This window comes from Nonomuraea sp. 3N208 (assembly GCF_052245935.1).
Classification (GTDB): Bacteria; Actinomycetota; Actinomycetes; order Streptosporangiales; family Streptosporangiaceae; genus Nonomuraea.
In genome coordinates this window covers 387,259-406,120 of sequence record NZ_JBQQBR010000004.1, presented here as the reverse complement: position 1 = coordinate 406,120, position 18,862 = coordinate 387,259, and the positions used below count along the sequence as shown (strand labels likewise).

Annotated in this window: 16 protein-coding genes; 6 read left to right on the top strand and 10 right to left on the bottom strand. The window is 69.4% G+C overall.

Features of this window, described 5'->3' with window-relative positions; all coding sequences use genetic code 11:
* Positions 1 to 211 precede the first annotated feature (211 nt).
* A complete protein-coding gene (locus ACTWPT_RS08230; RefSeq protein WP_443176648.1) occupies positions 212 to 1,990 on the bottom strand; it encodes a hypothetical protein in 1,779 nt (592 codons plus the stop codon).
* A gap of 245 nt (positions 1,991 to 2,235) precedes the next feature.
* Here ACTWPT_RS08230 and ACTWPT_RS08225 point away from each other — a divergent pair, with 245 nt between their 5' ends.
* Entirely contained in the window at positions 2,236 to 3,105 is an 870-nt protein-coding gene (locus tag ACTWPT_RS08225; RefSeq protein WP_443176647.1) for a histidine phosphatase family protein, read from the top strand.
* A gap of 193 nt (positions 3,106 to 3,298) precedes the next feature.
* Here the strand turns inward: ACTWPT_RS08225 and ACTWPT_RS08220 are convergent, their stop codons facing one another.
* The 4 genes from ACTWPT_RS08220 to ACTWPT_RS08205 all read right to left on the bottom strand — a co-directional run bounded on the left by ACTWPT_RS08220 (position 3,299) and on the right by ACTWPT_RS08205 (position 5,496).
* The gene (locus ACTWPT_RS08220; protein WP_443176646.1) at positions 3,299 to 3,772 is read right to left on the bottom strand and encodes a hypothetical protein; all 474 of its coding nucleotides are present in this window, start codon (positions 3,770 to 3,772) and stop codon (positions 3,299 to 3,301) included.
* Positions 3,769 to 4,308, bottom strand: a complete 540-nt coding sequence (locus ACTWPT_RS08215; protein ID WP_443176662.1) for an NADAR family protein — start codon at positions 4,306 to 4,308, stop codon at positions 3,769 to 3,771. The genes ACTWPT_RS08220 and ACTWPT_RS08215 overlap by 4 nt, the downstream gene beginning before the upstream one ends.
* Before the next feature lie 140 nt (positions 4,309 to 4,448).
* A complete protein-coding gene (locus ACTWPT_RS08210) occupies positions 4,449 to 5,060 on the bottom strand; it encodes a glyoxalase (protein ID WP_443176645.1) in 612 nt (203 codons plus the stop codon).
* Between the two features lie 79 nt (positions 5,061 to 5,139).
* Positions 5,140 to 5,496 (bottom strand): VOC family protein, encoded by a 357-nt coding sequence (locus ACTWPT_RS08205; RefSeq protein WP_443176644.1) that lies wholly within the window; start codon positions 5,494 to 5,496, stop codon positions 5,140 to 5,142.
* A 180-nt stretch (positions 5,497 to 5,676) separates the two neighbouring features.
* On the opposite strand from ACTWPT_RS08205, the gene ACTWPT_RS08200 reads away from it, so the two are divergent.
* Entirely contained in the window at positions 5,677 to 8,475 is a 2,799-nt protein-coding gene (locus ACTWPT_RS08200) for an ATP-binding protein (RefSeq protein ID WP_443176643.1), read from the top strand.
* Positions 8,476 to 8,677: 202 nt separating this feature from the next.
* Here ACTWPT_RS08200 and ACTWPT_RS08195 read toward each other — a convergent pair whose 3' ends face one another.
* Complete coding sequence (locus ACTWPT_RS08195) at positions 8,678 to 9,562, bottom strand: sigma-70 family RNA polymerase sigma factor (RefSeq protein ID WP_443176642.1); 885 nt, start codon at positions 9,560 to 9,562, stop codon at positions 8,678 to 8,680.
* Positions 9,563 to 9,645: 83 nt separating this feature from the next.
* Between ACTWPT_RS08195 and ACTWPT_RS08190 the strand changes: the two genes are divergently transcribed.
* The gene (locus ACTWPT_RS08190) at positions 9,646 to 10,095 is read left to right on the top strand and encodes a carboxymuconolactone decarboxylase family protein (RefSeq protein WP_443176641.1); all 450 of its coding nucleotides are present in this window, start codon (positions 9,646 to 9,648) and stop codon (positions 10,093 to 10,095) included.
* Positions 10,096 to 10,222: 127 nt separating this feature from the next.
* Here ACTWPT_RS08190 and ACTWPT_RS08185 read toward each other — a convergent pair whose 3' ends face one another.
* The 4 genes from ACTWPT_RS08185 to ACTWPT_RS08170 all read right to left on the bottom strand — a co-directional run bounded on the left by ACTWPT_RS08185 (position 10,223) and on the right by ACTWPT_RS08170 (position 16,045).
* Entirely contained in the window at positions 10,223 to 10,591 is a 369-nt protein-coding gene (locus tag ACTWPT_RS08185; protein WP_443176640.1) for an alpha/beta fold hydrolase, read from the bottom strand.
* A complete protein-coding gene (locus ACTWPT_RS08180; protein ID WP_443176639.1) occupies positions 10,578 to 10,946 on the bottom strand; it encodes a hypothetical protein in 369 nt (122 codons plus the stop codon). The genes ACTWPT_RS08185 and ACTWPT_RS08180 overlap by 14 nt, the downstream gene beginning before the upstream one ends.
* A 135-nt stretch (positions 10,947 to 11,081) precedes the next feature.
* Complete coding sequence (locus tag ACTWPT_RS08175; RefSeq protein WP_443176638.1) at positions 11,082 to 14,144, bottom strand: NACHT domain-containing protein; 3,063 nt, start codon at positions 14,142 to 14,144, stop codon at positions 11,082 to 11,084.
* Positions 14,145 to 14,779: 635 nt separating this feature from the next.
* Positions 14,780 to 16,045 (bottom strand): LuxR C-terminal-related transcriptional regulator, encoded by a 1,266-nt coding sequence (locus ACTWPT_RS08170; RefSeq protein ID WP_443176637.1) that lies wholly within the window; start codon positions 16,043 to 16,045, stop codon positions 14,780 to 14,782.
* A gap of 241 nt (positions 16,046 to 16,286) precedes the next feature.
* Here ACTWPT_RS08170 and ACTWPT_RS08165 point away from each other — a divergent pair, with 241 nt between their 5' ends.
* The 3 genes from ACTWPT_RS08165 (at position 16,287) to ACTWPT_RS08155 (ending at position 18,813) form a co-directional block, all read left to right on the top strand.
* Positions 16,287 to 16,760 carry a luciferase domain-containing protein gene (locus ACTWPT_RS08165; protein ID WP_443176636.1) on the top strand — a complete coding sequence of 158 codons (474 nt, stop codon included), beginning with the start codon at positions 16,287 to 16,289 and terminating at the stop codon, positions 16,758 to 16,760.
* 89 nt (positions 16,761 to 16,849) lie between these two features.
* Entirely contained in the window at positions 16,850 to 17,848 is a 999-nt protein-coding gene (locus ACTWPT_RS08160) for a hypothetical protein (protein WP_443176635.1), read from the top strand.
* 263 nt (positions 17,849 to 18,111) lie between these two features.
* Positions 18,112 to 18,813, top strand: coding sequence for a hypothetical protein (locus ACTWPT_RS08155; protein WP_443176634.1), 702 nt, complete (start codon positions 18,112 to 18,114; stop codon positions 18,811 to 18,813).
* Positions 18,814 to 18,862: the final 49 nt, after the last annotated feature.

The following is an 18,862-nucleotide window of genomic DNA, read 5'->3' as shown; positions in this document are numbered from 1 at the left end:
CCTGGTCCGCGCCGGGGCGAAGTTCCGCAAGGGCAAGCTCGTCGAACGCCCCGAGGACTCACCAACGATCGAAGACTCCCAGAAAGCCGCTTAAAAGATCTTGATCCACAGGTATTGACGATTGCTCCCTGACCGAGCAGGTCCTGTCCTGGAGGCTATGTCCGGCCGCCCGTAGAAGGGCGACGGAGGAAAGTGTGCGCCCCGCCACCGCTCACGGCTTCAGCTTAAGCCTCTTCCTCGACGCACCCGGGAACACGACGACCAGGTGTTGCTCCTCCCCTGCATCGTCGACCCGCACGTACACACGGAGCCGGTAACGACCCTTCCCCGCGATCGCCAGGTTCGGCATCGGGGCACCCGCGCCCACCTCTCCGCCCTCGCCCATGTACGGCACGGTGAGCTGGCCGCTGCGGCTGACGATCGGCACCTCGTTGACCTGATCCCACCCGGCCGTCCGCCGTGGCGGCGCGGTGCGGAAGGCCTTCACCGTAAGGCACAGATCAACGACGTCTGCGACGTGCCCGACGAGCACCGCGCTGCCGGCCACCCCGACGAGGGTGCTGTCGTCGTAGACCTTGTCCATCGCCTGCTCCGCCACCTCGTCGGCGGCTTCGTCTTCGGGGTCGTGGACCAGATAGCCGGGATCGCCGTCGACGAACAGGAAGTATTTGGCCGTGGCCTGGACGACACCCTTCGTCCGGGGCCACGGGTCGCGGCACTTCGCGTTCTCCTCGGCGATGTAGGCGGTGTTCGCCGCCTCCGTCTCCGTGGTCGACCGCAGCAGCTCGGGATGGGTTGCGCCGACGATCTCCGGGCAGACGTAGACGAGGTCCCACGGGTCCACGCGCCAGGCTGGCCGCGCGCTCCCGGCCCGCGTCAGAATCGCCTCCTGCTCGTCGCGGTCCTTTGTACGGCACAGCGCCCGCCCGTACGCGAGGATCGCCTGGTCCGACAGGCTGTCCGGGAACATGGGCGGGACTCCGCCCTCTGTGCTCCGCGCCCGGCACAGGAACGCGGCGTCGCGTTCCGCAGGTTTCAGATCGCCGAAGCTGGGCCGGTCATAGCAGTCCATCGACCAGCCGGTGTAGGTGAGGTGCGCGGCCTGCTCCGGGTGGATCATTGCGATGATCGGCAGTACGGCCACGGCCGCCACCGCGACGCGGATCACGCGCCGCCGCGCGGGCGGAAGGTCCGCCGGGCGGTCCTCAGCGGGCAGTTCACGGGCGGTCGCCGCGATCCACACGGTGCTGACGAGCCCCACCGCGTCCATCATGACCAGCATCGCCAGATTGCCGCTGGAGATCCTTCCGGAGAGAACGTTGAGCGGGATCACCAGCGCGCAGACGCCCACCGACAACCACCCGGCGGCCTGCGTGCCGCGGCTCCACCGGCCGTCGCGCCGCTGCCCGACGACCGTGATGATGGTCGCCGCCACTCCGCTCAGCATCAAGCCCAGTCCGACGATGCCGCCCGATCCAAGCTCTGGGAGGTCGAGTTCGTCGAGCAGTTCGTTGGCCATCCCGGCCAGCACGACCGCGAACATCGCTCCGGCCGCCGCGCGCAGTATGCGGGACCGCCAGCGGATAACGAGCAGGTAGAGGACGTCGATCGCGGTCCACAGCGCGAGCTGGAATGCCGCGCCGACCGCGTCGGGGAGCAGCGCGATCGGGTACCACAGCACGAGGGCGTACGCCACCGCCAGATACAGCAGTCGGCGCAGCACCTTCGCCCGGCGGTCCAGCGGTCCCGGCGCGGGGGCACGCAGGATCAGCCACAGGAGCGCGGCCTTCACCAGGGCGGCCACGAGCAGCGCCACAACCGTCGGGGTGTCAAACCCGCCGCGCGCGTAGAACTCCGCATAGGCCGGCGGCGACCATTCGACGGCCACCCAGAGCCAGGCGTCGCCGAGCACCAGGCCCGCGACCGCCGCCGCAAGAACCAGACCTACTAATCCAATCCTGATAATCCGCCAGAAACTATCCGGAAGCACGGGACGCGATCTTAGCGCGGCACAGGTCACGAGCTGAAAGATGTGCTCGGCGGCGTCCAGCGGGCGACCGCTCCATAACGCCGCGTCGGTCCAAGGTGGCGCTCATCGGACTGCTCCACTACGAGAGGAAGTGGTTGTCGCAATCCGGTGGAGAGGTCACTTTTGGCAGCTCTCTGGCGGCCGAATGTTGACCTTGATCAGGAGCTGCCACTCAAGGTCAACTTCGGGCGTGGAAGGATCCGTCTGTGCCAACGATCGTGTTCGAGACCCACGCGACCACCACTGACAACGAGGCGGGGATCGCAACGGGGTGGTTGCCGGGTGAGCTGTCCGCACAGGGGCACCGACAGGCCGCGGAACTCGGTGAGCGGCGCCGCGATGACGGAATCATCAAGGTGTTCACTTCGGACCTACGGCGTGCCGTACAGACCGCCGAGATCGCCTTCGCGGGTAGCCGGATATCCGTCTACCAGGACGAGCGGCTGCGGGAGTGCGACTACGGCACCTGGACCGGGCGTCCGGCACCGGAACTGGCCGCGGTGCGCTCAGAGCACGTTGACGAGCCTTGGCCCGGTGGGCAGAGCTACCGGCAAGTGGTCGAGCACACCCGCGACTTTCTCCGGCACCGCGCACACGACACCGGCCGCATCCTGGTCGTTGCCCATTCGGCCACCAGGTGGGCATTGCAGCACCTGCTGGAGGGCACCCCGCTGAAGGATCTCATCGATGCCCCCTTCGACTGGCGGCCCGGCTGGACCTTCAATCTCCCCACCGGCTGGGGCGATCGGCCCTCTCCCCACGATGACGCCGAGTTCCGGGTCCGGGTGGCGGAACTCGCCTCGAGGATCGTGGCGGGCACGGCCTTTCCCTATTGGGCCGGGCTGGACATCATGGGGCTCGGGATGAGTCTGGGCTCCGACCTGGCCATGAGGGTGTCCCTGGTATGGGCGGCACTGACCGACATTGTGGAGCTTCGGCCGCAGGAGCAGGCCCAGGCGGAGGAGCAGATGCGCGCGGCGGCAGCGGAATGGCTCGCCATCGCGGGCGACACGGTAGCCGAGAGCATCTACCTCGACCGTTGGACGTACGACATCCTCGGCTACCAGCGAGGGTAGGAGCGGTGGCGTTCCAGCTCGTGGACAAGCCGGTGACCGGGATGATCTGCGAGGCGGGGATGGGTCGGGCGGTGATAGCGGTTCCAGGAACTGGCCACTCGCTGCCTGAGCAGGGTCAGCGCATCCGGGTTGTCGTCACCGAACCGTCGTAGGAGCGCCGGGTCAAAGCCGGAAAGCACATCCAGAGCCCCCTCTACGACTTGAACGACATGGTCCGCCGCGGCGACCGCAATGTACGGCAGGACCCACGGCTCTCGGCAGGCGAGTAGGTGCCGGAGGCCACCTCGAGGTGCTCTTTCCAGAGAGTTGCCACTGCCCGCACGGCGGCCTCGTGGGCGTGTTCGCCGTGCCAGCGCCATCCGAATCGGTGCCGCCGCTCCTCTTCCGTCGCCGTTCGGTGATGCCGCCGCTTGTCTTCGGTACGGCGGCGCGCGAAACCGGCCTGTTCCGCGTGCCAGGCGCGGCGGCTGTCCTCCAGCAACCCCAGCGCCCGCAGCAGCGCAGCCTCATCGCGGCGGACGTTCCCAGCGCGGCTGGTGACGAAGTCCCACGTCGCGTGGAATCCCAGCGGCATGTACCTGGCCACCGCGCAGCGTAAAGAGGAGTAGCGCAAGCCGTAGGGCAGGCTGGGGTCCCGGACCCGGCGTGCGTAAGTACCGAAGCTCACGTCAGCGCCTCCCGTGCGGCCATCAGTGCGAAGCCCAGCAGGTTGAGTCCCTTCCACGTCGAAGGAGAGGCGGCTCGCTTGTCATCGGCGGTCAGGCCGATCCCCCAGATCCGATCGAGGGGACTGGCCTCGACGATCACGCGGTTGCGCGTGCTGAGCACGAACTCCTTCAGCTCCGGATGCCGCCCGAACTTGGCGATGTTGCCGCGCACCACGATGTCGAACCGGTGAGCGTCCCAGACCTCTTCGTCGAAATCCCGTACGGTGCGGCCCAGCTTCTTGGCCTCGCCCGGATGCCCGGCTGCCAGGATCTTGGCCGCGGTCTCGTGGTCGCCGAACAGCCAGGCCTTGTGCGCCATCATGTAGTGCTCGGCGGAGCCGTACGTCTCACCGTCCTCGGTGAAGGTGACCGGCCACCACTGCGACAGGCAGCCGGGGCGCAGGGTCTGGTGGCCCCAGAAGTACAGGTACTTCAGAGGGTGACCTGCCCGCTCAGCGGCGATCGCCTCGGCCACGTTTCCAGGGAGTCGCTCAATCACGTCGATACCCTGCCATAACGGCACGCGGTTTCACTCCTCAATTAGAGCGCGGAACTGCGCGAGCCCCTCCGGCCTGGCCAAGGACTGACCGATGGAGGTGAACGACAGCAGCCGCACTGGTCGCCCTGCCACCTGCCTCAGGCGGATGCGGTCTCCCAGACGAACCCGTCGGGGTCGGTGAAGGGGCCGGCGTCGCTGCCGATCACGATGCGGTGCGAGCCGGTGCCCTCCTGGGAGACGCCGGTGTCCTTGGCGAGGGCGCGGCGCGGGTAGAGCGCCAGCGTGACGGCCGACGACGGGGTGTCGAACTCGACGTACTTGCCGCCGAAGCTCTTGGCCACGGCCAGGCCGCGATCGAGGTAGAAGCGCTTGCTGGCCTTGACGTCCGCTACTCCCAACAGGAGTGCGACCTGGTCGATGTGCAGGGCGGCAGGGCCGGTGTCCTTCTTCTTCGAGGTCGCGATCTTGCAGATGGTCCCGTCCGGGGCGCGTACGACGCCGCCGTAGCCCCAGAAGCTCTTCGTGGCCGGCGTCAGCGTCGTGGCGCCGGCGTCGAGGGCGGCGGCGATGAAGGCGTCGACGTTGCCCGGCTGGGACACCACGAGTGACAGGGCGAACCCGCGGAAGCCGGTCGTCGGCGCGTCCGAAGCGCGTACGTTCACGAAGACCTCAAGGCCGAAGGCCTTGTAGAAGGCCTCCGCGGCCGTGGGGTCGGGAACTTCCAGGGTGATGGATGCGAAGGAGGTCATGGCAGGTCCTTTGGGTGAAGGGGGTTTGTCGTCTTGTCGGTGGCCGCTGTGCGGCGGATATGGCGGGGGAGGCTGGCGCTTACCGGTCCTGGATCAGCCCGAGGACGTTGCCATCGGGGTCGGTGACGGTGGCCACCAGGCGGCCGCCGCCGACCTCGTGCGCGGCCTCTTTCACGGTGGCCCCCGCGGCGGTCATCTCGGCTAGCGTCGCCTCGATGTCCGATACGTGCCAGTAGGCGACCGGCGAGGTCATGCCCTGCGGTCCACCGCCCGGCACCAGGCCGATGTGCTGGCCCTCGGCCTCGAAGCCCACGTAGTAGGGCGAGTCGGTCTGCGGCGCGATACCGAGCAGGGCCGCGTACACCGCCTTGGCCTTCTCCAGGTCGGACACGGGGTGCAGCACGGTCTTGATTCCCTGGGTGGACGAGCCGGTCATGGTCACTCCTGTCGGTCGTGGGTCTCATCGACCCGCTGTCTGCGTACTCACAGCTTTGCTTCCGGACCCGCCGGCCCACATCCGTGGTGACCACGGAACCGTCCACGGATCGATGGCACGGATCGCGCACGGTGGCCACTACGGATGGGGGGTGCAGAGGAAATGCGGCAAACTGGGACAGTGTTGGCAGAATTGGAGATCTCGCCTCGGGAAGCCGAGGTGCTGGAACTGGTCGGGGCCCATCTCAGCAACGCTGAGATCGCGGCGCGGCTGGTCATCTCGGTGCGTACCGTGGAGAGTCACGTCTCCTCGCTGCTGCGCAAGCTGGAGCTGCCGGATCGGCGCGCGCTCGCCCAGCGTGCGCCCGAGCCCGTCGGCGCCGGCCCGTCTCACCCGGCACCGGTTCTGCCGGCCCCGTTGACCTCGTTCATCGGGCGGGTGAGCGAGCGGGCCGAGCTGATCGAGATGATCAAGGCGCAGCGCCAGGTGACCGCGATCGGTCCCGGCGGAGTGGGCAAGACCCGGCTCGCGTTGGCGGTGGCCGCGGAAGCAGCCGGCGAGTACGCCGACGGGGTGTGGTTCGTAGACCTCGTCCCGGTCACCGATGCGAGCGTGATCGCGACTGCGGTCGCCGGGGCGCTCGGCCTCGGTGAGCAGCCCGGCCGCGACATGACCGATTCCGTGGTCGCCGCGCTGGCCGACCGTCATGCGCTGCTGGTGCTGGACAACTGCGAGCAAGTAGTGGACGGGGTGGCGCTGTTTCTCGAGCGGCTGCTGGGGACGTGCCCTCGAGTGACCGTGCTGGCGACCAGCCGGGCCCGGCTGATGGTTCCGTTCGAACGGGTGTATCCGGTCCCGCCGCTGTCGCTGGCCGTCGATGGCGAGTCGGACGCGGTCGCGTTGTTCATGGAGCGGGCGGCGGCGGTCGGCCGGGCGATGGATCCGCCCCTGCGCGACCAGATCGCCTCGATCTGTGCGCGGCTGGATGGGATGGCGCTGGCGATCGAGCTGGCCGCCGCCCGGTATCCCACGCTCGGGCTCGATGGCATCACCGCCGCTCTGTCCCACCCGCTGCGGATGCTCACCGGCGGCTCTCGTGCCGATGAGCGGCATCGCTCGGTGCGCGGGGCGCTGGACTGGAGCCATGCTTTGCTGGAGCCGGCCGACCGGGCGCTGCTGCGCCGGGTGTCGGTGTTCGTGGCGCCGTTCACGGCTTTGGCGGCGGCGGAGGTGGCCGGGGGCGAGGAAGGCATTGTCGCCGAGGGGCTGGCCCGGCTGGCCGAACAGAGCCTGCTGGTGGTGACGGCGTCACCGAGCGGGACCAGGTATCGGGCGTTGGAGACCATCCGTCAGTACGGGATGGAGCGGCTGTCCGAGGCTGGTGAGCTGGTCGACGCTCGATCCGGCCACGTTCGCTGGTGCTTGGCCAAGGCCGCCGAGCTGGCGGTGGTACGGGCGGACTGGCGGGCCCGGTTCGACGCGGTGGCGGACGACCTGCGCGCCGCCCTGGCGTGGGGTGCCGACCGGCCGGAGCGGCGCGCGGACGCGTACGATCTCGCCCGGTGCCTGGCGGAGCTGACCTTCACCCGTCGCCTGATCGGCGAGTCTCAGGGGCGCTATGAGCAGGCCGCCGCGCTTGCCGACGACCCCGCCGCCTCCGCGTCGATGCTCCGGCAGGCCGCGGCCGTGGCCGGCTGCCGGATGCAGGGTGATGACATGTACCGCCTGCACCGCGCGGCCGCGGACGACGCCCGCCGGTCCGGCGACACCGCCGGCGCCGCGTGTGACCTGGCGACCGCCGCCTCCAACGCTTACCGGTTCTCCGGCAAGTTCGTACGGAAGCTGCCACAGGAAGAGGCGATCGCGCTCATCACCCAGGCGCGAGAACTGGCCGGCGACGACCCGGCCGCCCAGGCGGCGGTGGCGCTGGCCGAGGCCGGGCGGGCGCTCACCGACGCGATCGGTGCCGCACAGGGCCTGGACGACAACGCGGTCCCGATGACGATCGCGCGCGCAGAACGAGCGGTCGAACTCGCTCACCGCACGGGTGACCCGCTCGCCGAGTCCGCCGCGCTCGATACGCTCACCGGCGCCCAGAGCTGGGCCGGTGACACGTTCGCCGCCGCCGACACCGCCCGGCGCCGGATCACGCTGCTCTCCTCCACACCGGACACCCCGGCCGGTACTCACGAGCTGATCGAGGCGCTCGGTGAGGCCACCGAGGCCAGCCTCGGCGCGGGGGACCTGCCGGGTGCCCGCCGGTGGGCACGGCAACTCGCGGATCATCCGTTGCTGGCGGAGGTCGGCCATCGTGCCACAGGCTGGCTCCTTGTGGCCGACACGTTGGCGGGCAACGTCGACGAGGTACTCACCGGCAGCGTCCGGTTCCTCGACGCCTGGCAGCGGGCCGGCGGCCCCGCCAGATCCATCCTCGGTCCGCCGGCGGCCGCAGTAGCGACGATCCACGGCCTACGCGACGACCAAGATGCCTGGCGCGAATGGAGCGCAGTGCTGAATCAGCTCGACCCCTCATCCGCGAATACCTGCGGCTACGGGGCTGTCTTCGACGCGATGCTTCTGCTCCACCGTGGGCAGGCGCCGGAGGCGCTGGAGCGGATGGCGCCTGAGCCTGGCGAGGTGTGGCAATGGGTCACCTGGATCTGGCTTCACTGGTATGTGGCGCTGCGCGCCGAGGCCGCCGTGCTGGCCAGGGGCTCCTATGCCGGCGACCGTCTGGCCGAGGCTCGGACCGTCGTGGCCGGCAACCCGGTCGCCACTGCCCTTGTGGAGCGGGCCCAAGCGCTGCTCGACAATGACCAGGAACGGTTGCTCGCCACGGTATCTGCGTTCGACACCGCCGGTTGCCGCTATCAGTCGGCGCGGACCCTGGTGCTCGCCGGCGGCGACCACGCCGCCCGCGGCGCGGCCGCGCTGGCCGATCTCGGCTTCGCCCCGATAGTCCTGCCCCGACACCCATGATCAAGATAGAGAGCAGCTCCAGTTCGCGCGGCTTGAGCGCGGCCAGGCGGTTCTCGCTGAGGTCGGCCGGCGGGAGGTGACGGCCCGGTGCGGCAGGTGCAGGGTGACCAGGTCCCACAGCTTATGCACCAGATCGCGTACCGCAATCTCATGAAGTACAGCCACCGGCCCGCCCTGCCGCGACCGCCTCGGCAGTGCCGACTCACCCCGGGTCCGGCAGGTTCATCGATGCGAGCCTGGCCGGGTCAATCACGGTCGCGATGGCGACGATCCGGTTCTCGACGATGGTGAACGCCATGACCGAGAGTGGAGTTCCGTCCTCGCGCCAGGAGACGAACCCGGGAAGGCCGTTGACGAGCACCGCTCGCCCTCGCGCGGCTGCGCCGGCGGTGACTCGCGTGGCTGCGCCGGCGGCGACCTTGGTGGCGCCGAGGATGACAACCACACCGTTGGGGGTGTCGACGGTCAGCCTCACCTCGGGGTCGAGCACGCGCAGCAACCCCTCGAAGTCGCCGCGGCGAGCCGCCGCCAGGAAGGCCTGGACCACCTCGCGCTGCTCCCGTCCGGCGGCCGTCGGCCGCCCGGTCGCCTGCACCTTCCTGCGGGCGCGGCTGGCGAGCATCTTAGTGGCGTCGGTGGACCTGCCGAGGATCTGGCCGATCTCGTCGAACGGCACCGCGAACAGGTCGTGCAGCACGAACGCCAGCCGCTCTCTCGGCCCGAGCGAATCCAGGACGACCAGGAGCGCAAGCCCGACCGAGTCCGCGAGCGCCACGTCGTCCTCTGGCGCAGGGCCGTCGTCGGCCGTCACCACGAGCTCGGGCAACCGGTCGTCGTAGGACGCCTCGGGGCGGGCCTGGCGCGACCGCAGGACATCCAGGCTGATCCGGCCGACCACAGTGGTCAGCCAGCCCGCCAGGTTGTGGATGGTCGCGGTGTCCTGCCGGGCGAGCCGGAGCCAGGCCTCCTGGACCACGTCCTCGGCGTCGGCGTGCGATCCGAGCATGCGGTAGGCGACCGCGCGTAGCCGGTCGCGCTGGGCCTCGAACGCCTCGCCCACCGGGTCCGCCGGGCTGGTGTCGGACATGTTGTTACCTTTCTCGGATCTGCTCCGTCATGGGTAATGACGGGCCCGGATGGGCCCAGGTAACCGATGAAGGAGCAAGACCGATGGAAGCACGCATGAAGAGCCGGGCGAATCCCGACGTGATGACGGCGATCCAGCATCTCTACAAGGCGATTCACGCCGGTGGCGTCGACCCGCTCGTGCTCGGGCTCGTCCACCTGCGCGCCAGCCAGATCAACGGCTGTAGCCCGTGTGTCTTTGCCGGGATTGCGGCGGCCAAGAAGCACGGAGAGACCGACGAGCGGCTGCACAACGTGGTCACCTGGCGCGAGACGCCCTTCTTCACCGAGGCGGAGCGAGCCGCGCTCGCGCTGACCGAGGCCGCCACCCGGATCCAGGACGGCGCGCCAGGTGTGACCGACGAGATCTGGGACGCCGCCGCCACCCACTTCGACGAGAAGCAGCTGTCCGCGATCAATCTGGAGATCGCGCTGACCAACTTCTTCAACCGGATCAACCGTACGATCCGGCAGCAGGCCGGCCAGACCTGGTAATCAGTTCGTGGAGGGCAAGGGAGGATTCGTCGCAGATGACCGCGTGCGGCGCTCGGATGCATACGGCCAGAAGGACGAGGTGCGCGGTCTCTGGAGTGGATGCCTGCCGGTAGACCCCTCGGGAAGCTCATGGACCGTTCCGCCGGCGGTCATGTCGGCCAGGTCTCGCGAGGAGAGAGAAGCCAGCCGGGCATGTCCGGTGGTGAAGGTCGGAGGTACACAGGCTGAATTCGTAGGGTCGGTCCGCGCCGGGCCGGTAGCTGCGGCCGTTGCCGGGCGCGTCGAGGGTGACGCAGCGGAAGTGCGGGATGAGCCGGCGTAGCAGGTCGCGCCAGACAAAGCTCCACATGCCGGTGTGGATCAGCAGCAGCACCGGGCCGTTGCCGGCGTCGGTGACCGCCAGGCGTCCGGCCGGAGTGGTGAGCGCGCCGGTCGGCCATGGCCACACCGACTCCGCCAACCAGGCGGGACGGTCGAGGGGTTCAAGCGGAGACATGCATACCTCCTGGTCGTATGTGTCGATGGCGCGGTGTCAGGTCGTCGCCGCCGTGCCCGGCGGGCGGCGCGGCCAGCCCGGGCGCGAGGAACGCGACCAGCCTGGCCAACTGCTCGTCGAGGTCGTCGGTGCCCAGCTGCCCGATCTCGCCCGGTTCGGGTGCGGTGGCGAACAGGACGGTGACCATTGCGACGACCATCCACATCCGGATCCGCAGTTCAGCCGCGTCCACGTCCGGCACGGCGCGTTCCAGCAGGGCGAACAGCCGGTCGCCCTCCAAGGGCACCCGGTCGCCGTGGGTCGCCACCGCCTGGTCGAGCAGCTGGCGGCCCTGGCAGCGGGCACAACGCTGCATGTCGGCAACTCCGGCCGGGCGGTTCAGCGGGACCGGCCGGTAGCGCTCCGGACATGCCATATCGGCCTGTAGTCGGGGCAGGCCGTAGAGGTCAGCCGCGGCGTCGGCGTCTCGCCGCTCGCGCGCATGGGGCCGTCAGCTCTCGGGCACCCGCTCTGTGATGCGCCTGATCCGGTCGTGGTGCGCGGCGGCGAGGCGTTCGAGCTGCCCCGGACAGCGTTTGTCGTACTGGATGAGCGACGAGAGCAGACCGGGGTGCCGGAACTGCGGTGCAGAGGCCCATACTCCGCGCGGGATCGGAACTGTGCTCTTCTCGTCCACCATCCAGGCGATGTGCCCCAGCGCCGCGTCCAGATCCTGCAGCACGTCCATGGCATGGGTCAACGATTCCGGCGGGCACTCGGTCAGGGTCCTGACCAGGAAATCCGTCTCGGGCGTCTCCCAGTTCCTGCCACGGGAGACCGAACTGCCCGGGTGATCGGCACGGCCGGCGCGGTACAGCATCGCGAGCAGTTCCTCGGCGGTGAGGTGGCCGCTTGCCATGCGGTCGGAGACGCCCTGCCGCTTGATCCGCCGTTGCCACCTGGACAGGACGCTGTTGACGAGGAGGGCCAGGAGGATCAGGCCCGTGACCGTCGCGCCGCGCGCGTCGTCTTGGTTCTCAGGGGAGACGTTCGGGATTTCGGCCGGTAGACCTAAGACGAGGATCGCGAGGGCGAGGAAGAGGCCGCCGTTGAGCCAGCGAAGCAGGACCGCCTTGTTCGGAAGCGCCAGGTTGCGCTGGACGGCGTGGAGGATCTCGTTCGGGTCGCGGGCGGCGATGTGCTGCGTGAACAGGTCGTGCAGCGGGCGCAGATGCGGCACGATCCAGTCCCGCGGACCTTGAGGCAGCCGCGCCGTCCAGCCCATGAAGGCCACCAGCGCGACGGGCCACGAATCCGCCGTCGCCCTGAACAGTTCCAGGAGCCCGTTTCCTATTTGTCCCGACAGGAGGAAGACGAATGCCTGCACGGCGTGCGTGATGGCGCGCAGGGCCAGCAGACTCCCCACGAACGCGGGGATCACGGCCATGGCATAGGCCTTCCGTGAGACGGTCTTCAGTCGCAGGCCCGAGCCGAGGAGGAAGACGCCGCACGTCAGTATCAGCACGGCATTGGGCCACCATACGCTCACGTCCCCGGAAAGCAGGGTGCTGAGGCGGACGATGCCGATGACCGCCCACGCCTGCAGCAGGCGCACCGTGGCGCGGACGAGGGCTGCCAGGCCGATGACGTCATCGTCGAGGCGGATTCTGGCCCGGGGGACCAGCAAGCTGACCAGTGGCGGGGACTGCAGAACCCGGGTGAGGAGCAGCAGGCGGACGTGTCCCGGCAGGCGTGAGAACGTCTCCGGCGACGCGTTGAGCTGCTCGGCCGCGTTGAGAGTCAGCCCTTCGGGGCTGTCCGTCCGCACCAGCCAGGTCACCGCCCAAGCTCCGACCTCCGGCGACGCGAGCGGCAACAGAGCCAGGGCGCGTTTCTGCTCTGCCGGCCGGCCGCGCACGAACGCGCTGACGACGATGCGGTCGATGAGGCGGGTCAGCTCGGCGGACGCAGGCACGTCGCCCTCCACCCTGTTCAGCAGGTCGAGCACGTGCCTCATCGGCGCGGGCCAGGCCAGATCCGGCCCCGCGATGCCGGTGATGGGAGCGTTAGGCGCGGACGTGAGGTACGGGGTCACGTCGCCGATCGCCCACTCCGCCTTGGCCAGCTGCTCGTCGAGCACCTCGCGGGCCGCCGTGACCAGTGGCTCCCGCAGCTCGCCCGCAGGCGGGCCGAGGCAGAGCGCGAGGGGATCGCGCCAGGCCGGAGCCGTGATCAGCTGCCGAGGGTCGATCCGCTGGCGCATGCGTACGAGCCATCGAGCGGCGAAATAGTCGCAGAACATGCCGCTGGAGAACACGGCCGTGTCATTGCGGTACGCATGCAGGATGCCCGCTGCGATCAGCGCGTCGATCGCCGCGGGATCCGGGGGTTCGAGGTCCGCCGCGAGGCCGCGGTCGATCACGCGAGCGGCGAGCGATTCCGCGACCTCGGCGGCCTGGAGCGGGTTGGCGGCTGTCCCCAGCCGCTCGGCGACGACCGCTTCCAGCAGCTCGTACGAACTGCCGGGAAACCGCTTCGCCTCGGCTTGCCGTACGTGGTCGCAGAGGAACTGCAGAAACCGCGGATTGGCCGCCCGCCGCGCCAGCTCGGGATGCTGGGCCAGCTGCGTCAAGAGTCTCTTGAGCACCATGTCCGTGACGCCGCTGCTCGCCGCTATTTCCTGCTGCTGCCCATAGGTCAGCGGCGAAAGACGCAGGATCTTCTCGCCCGCGAGGGCGTCCGGCTCGTCCTGGGTCACGACGATCGCCTCGAACGCCGGCCCGCTGTCGGCGAACTGACGAATGGCCTTCAGGGTCGTCTCGTCCGAGTCCGCGGCGTCGAAGGTGTCGAACAGGAAGAGCCACCTCAGGTTCCGCCGTCCGCTCAGCAGATCGCGCAGGTCGGTCTCGATGACAGAGTCCCCGTCGGCGACGAACTCGTAGACATGGCTGCGGATCGCCTCTGCGGTGATGGGCGCCGCCACGTCGGCCAGGTTGACGTACAAGGCCATCCAGCGGGGCTTCTTCGTGCTCGTGACATGCTGGTGCGTTCGCCACAACGCCTTCCGCAGTGCCAGCGTCTTCCCCGAGCCTGCTTCGCCGGCGACGAAGGTGACTTTGGCGCCGGAACGCAGCAGCTGCCGAGAGGCCGACCGGCGGCGCGGGACCTTCTTGCCGATGGTGACGAGCGGCTCGGTGAGCTGGTCCGGCTCGCCGAATCTCCCGATGGCGGTGTTGGAGATGTGCCGTAACTTGGTCACGTACGACTCCGGCCCAGTCCGCACCACCCGTACGATGCCCAGGACGAGCACGGCGCAGCCGACGCCCGCTGTCACGATCGACGTGATGTCCGGCCAGACGCGCGGCGGGACCCCTGCGCCCCTGAGCCAGGCGAAGACGCCGAGCCCGGCCAGCAGCAGGCCCACGACAGCGAACGACCGCCCGCTGATCTTCCGGAATGCCTCTTCACGGCCGTGGGCATGGCTGAAGGCGTCGAACCGCAGGCTGATCACTGCCGCCACGGCGGCGACGGCGGACAGGATCCACGCGATCTGATCGAGAAAATTTTGCGTCACGAGCTCATTCCTCGGCGTAGTCGGCTACCTGGACAACGAGGCAACCGCAAGGAGCGTTACCGGGGTCGAGGGGGGATCCGCGCCCCGCCGCGCTCGGCGGGGCGGTAGTAGCAGCGCCGGCGGTGTGGACCGTAGCGGGCAGCTCGCCGCCGATCACCGGGTCGGCGCCGGTAGGCCGCCAGCCCTCGATCAGCTTTTCCGGCCTCCATAACCTCGGGCACGCCGACCTGGTCACCGCGCTCTACACCCCTGCACAAGAAGATCATCCCATCACCAGCCGGGGTGCTGGCATCACGACATCAGGACGACGCTCCAAGGCCGCCAGCAACCGGTCGATCGGCCTGCAGGGCCAGCCCGTCATCTTCCAGCGGAGCCCCGCCCCGCGTGAGCTGAGACAACGATCTTGCCCGGGCCAGTGTTGAGGCATGGGTCGAGCTCAGGGAGTACTTCCTCACCGATCAGGCGAAGTGGGTCTGGCGGTATCGATCAATCAGCTGGATTCGGACCCGGGTTGCGCGGGGTGGCTCACCCCAAGCTCATATTTGAAGTGCCTGTCTGAATGAGCTGCTGCCAGAAAGTGAACCTCCGCCTTGGGAAGTCACACACCAACTCGGTGAAAGCTTCCGGTCATAGCATTAGGTGTGGCTGTGTGCGAGGGCTGCGGCCTCGGTACGGGTGCCGACCCCCAGCTTGTCCAGGATGTTGGCCACGTGGAACTTCACCGTGTGCTCGCTGATCATCAGCTCCTCCGCGATCTGCCGGTTACGCAGGCCGCGCGCCAGCCGTTCGAGCACCTCCAGTTCGCGTGGCTTGAGCGCGGCCAGCGCCTCGTCCTGGAGCTTGGGCGCGGGCGGCACGAGCGGCAGCACTGCGGTCACCGTGGTGCCCCAGCCGGGAACCGCGTCGAGGGAGAGGGTGCCGCCCACCGCGGTTGCCAGCTCGGTCAGGCGGCGCAGTGGCAGGGCGTCGGCGGTCAGGACGCCTGGTCCGTCGTCGCGGACCTCCAGGCGGAGGTCTGGCCCGGACGGTTCCCAGGTCACGCGGATCCTGGTCACGCCCTTGTAGTCGAGCATGGTCACGACGGTGTTGTGGACCAGGGCCTGGGCGGCGTTGGCGATGTCGCCGGGCAGGACGCGGTCCCGATCGCGTGGACCGGCCACCTCCAGCGACACCTCGCCGTAGCGGGTCAGCGGTGCGAGCTTTGCGGCGAGCCGGTCGAAGGCGGGGCCGGCCTGCTCCTCGCTCAGCGAGGAGTCGAGGTCGGCGGCGGCACGCAGCTCGATCAGCGCCGATACCGCCAGGTCGGTGGCGTTCCGCCGGGCGGCGGCGTCGTCGAGCCTACGGCTGCGCAACGTGCTGAGCAGCGATTGGAGCGTGGCCGCGTGGGCGGTGGTGAGCTCGGCGATGGCGCGGGCGCGCTCGCCGGCGGCCAGGCGGTTTCCGCTGAGGTCGGCCGGCGGTAGGTTGACGGCCCGGTGCGGCAGGTGCAGGGTGACCAGGTCCCACAGCTTCTGCATCAGCTCGCGAACCGCAGTGGTGGGCTCGATCTCGCCGGCCGTCACCACCACGAGCAGGGCGCCAGAGGCGCCGGCCGGCCGGGACGCGACGGCGAGCGCCGGGATGAGACCGCCCGCCAGGTACGCGTCCCCGAACCATGGCCTGCCCACCTCCACGGTTCCACCTACATGCGCCAGCTCTGCGCTGGTGATCTGCTCGGTGAGTACGGCCTCGCCGTACGCCTTCATGGGATGCCTGGCGCAGTCGCCGGTGAGCATGGCCAGCGCCTGGTGCGGCAGGAACTCCGACACTGCCTGGGACAGGGGCTCCAACATGCCGCCGATCGGAGCCTGTAGCACTGAGGCGGCGGCGGCCAGAGCGGTGGTCGGGTCGGGCACGCGCATGGCCTCATGCTAGGTGATCTCCCTGGCCTGCTGGTCTGCTCGATCGGGCAGCGGATACCACCCGAACGGCCAGTGCGTTAGTCGGCCGTCGGTCAGCAGGCTTTCCCTCGACCGGTCACTCACCGCGACGCGCCCCGCTCGCTCACCTTGCCGTAGGTCACGCGGCCTCGGTTGCGTGGCTGGTCTCCACACCGTGCGGTCCCGTCAAGGGGGCGGCATGGCTCTGTTGAGGAGGAACATCATGATGACGCTGCTGAACCTGCCCGCCCGCGTGGGCGATCGTCCCCGTACCGGGCCGTCCGTGCCGCACGTCCAGCTCAGCCAGAGAAGCCCCGAGGAGATCCGCGAGCAGCTGAAGCAGTGGATGAGCACCGAGTTGCCCTCGACCGAGATCAGGCCCAGCGAGATCGCCGAGCCCCGGTCCATCGCCTTCTTCCTGGCGGGCGACGCGGCTCCACCGCAGGGAACGGTGCTCCTGCCGCCCCGCCTGATCGCTGAGTTCGCGCACATTCACGTCGATGGCAGCCTGCATCTGGCCCTGTCACAGGAGGACCAGCGGGAGCTCATCGACAAGGGGTGGGGTGAGCGGCATCCTCTGTATTCACCCACCATCAACGTGGTGATGCTCTACGGCCCCCGGACGGCGGGGGAGCTCGAGGTGGCCAAAGGCGTCGTCGCGGCCTCCTACCGGTACGCAACCGGTAGGACGCTGTAGCAGCCTGGGTGCTCGCTCACGTCGCTACAACCATTGCCCAGCCGTGCACCGCTCTGCCCAGACGCGACCGATACGGGCAAGGTGGAAGCATGCGTGTACTTCTCCTGGGCGGCACCTGGTTCCTCGGCCGGCGCGTGGCCGAACGGCTCGTGGAGCGCGGCGACCAGATCCTGCTCGCCCATCGCGGCTCCCCACGCTCGGCTCCCGAGGTGCCCGGCGAGCACCTCCTCGGCGAGCGCCATGATCTCGTACGGCATGTCGGCCGGATCAAGGAGTTCGCCCCCGAGGCGATCGTGGACACCTGCGCGTTCACCGGGGCCGACGTCGATGCCGTACTCCCGGCGCTGCCGGATGTGCCCACGGTGGTCCTGTCCAGCCAGGACGTCTACGAGGCCTACACCGGTCTGCGCAGCGGGCGCGAACTGTCACCGCTGCCGATCACCGAGGAATCGGCCCTGCGCAGCGAGCGCTACCCCTACCGCGGCACGGGGCTCCCCGATGTCCCTGACGACTACGACAAGCTCGACGTCGAGGAGCGCTGGCTGCCACGCGGCGCGGCGGTCCTGCGGCTGCCGGTGATCTACGGCCCGCACGACTGGCAGCGCCGGGAGGAGCCGATCCTGCGCCGCGTACGCGCCGGCCGCCGCCAGATTCCTGTTGGGATGGCCAACCTGTTGTGGACGCGTTGCCACGTTGATGATCTGGCCTCCGGCGTACTGGCCGCCCTGGATCGCCGGACGGCCGACGGCCAGGTGGTCAACCTCGGCGAGACCAGCACGGTGACGATCCGTGCGTGGTTCCACCAGATCCTGGCCGCAGCCGGGTCATCGGCGGAGCTGGTCCGCGTGCCCGACCGGGCTCTGCCCGAAGACCTGGCCCTGTCCGGGGAGCAGGCCCAGCACCTCCTGGTCTCGGTCGCGAAAGCCCAATCCCTGCTGGGCTGGGCTCCCGGTTCCCCCGCCACACGGGTGCAGGACTCGGTCCACTGGCACCTGGCCCATCCGCCAGCCGGCATCAGCTGGACGGAGGCGGACACGACAGCCGACGAGACGGCGCTCGCAGCCAGCCAATCCGGCAACCCGCACTAGCCGGCAACCATCGCGACCGAGTAGCCGAGGTTGGTCGCCCAGAAGAGCAGCCCGTATGCCCTTGAACGCAGTTCCGCCGAGACGAGGTCGGCGACACCCGGTGGATGGCGCCATGGCGGCCAGAGCACGAGCCGCACTCCAGTGAGCGAAATATGAGTAGGGGCTACTCATGTCCCGGCGGTGGGCCGCGGGACAGGATGCGATCGCGGGGGCCGGGAGTGCCTGCCCGCGCTCCGTCCTTTGATCTCTCCCGGAGGAAGAACATGCTCACACGTTCCGGCAGGCTCGCGGCGATGACGGCATCGGGGTGCCTGGCGTGGTCGCTGTTCGGGGTTACGGGAGCCGGCGCTGAGACCGCGTTCGCCCCCGACAGCTGCGCCAGCGGGTACGTCTGGCGCGGCGCGCGGCCCAGCGACCACGTATGCGTGGACCCGTCCATACGCGACCGGACGCGGTCGGAGAACGCGTCAGGAGTCTGGCACGCGTGCACGACCGGGTTCGTCTGGCGGGAGGCGTACCCCGGCGACTACCGGTGCGTGGTCCCCAGCTCCCGCACCCAGGCGCGGCGCGACAACGACAGCGCGGCCCGCAGGCTCGCGTGGGTCATCATGATGAAGCGCAACCACGCCGGCAACGGGCCCTCTTGTGACGGCGAAACCTGCTCCACCACCAACGAGGGGCCGTACCAGACCGTGGCCGTCCGCGGCTACTACCTGACGCCTGGCACCCAGGTCACCGTCCAGGTCAAGCGCTCCTCGGACGGCGGGGTGCTGTGGCAGGGCCGTGCCACCGCGCAGTCGGGCGGCAATGGACCGGCGGGCAGCTACTCGGTCGACACGGGGCGCGTCCTGTGCGGCGGGAGCTCGTTCAAAGCGTCGCTCACCGCGTACGTGGTCGTACGCGGCGACGGCGGACAGTGGTCGCCGCGCGTGCCGATCGCCTGGCGGTCCTGCTCACTGCTGTGATCACGGGCACAGGCCGACGAGCGTCAGCGTGAGCAGCCGGTCGGCGCGG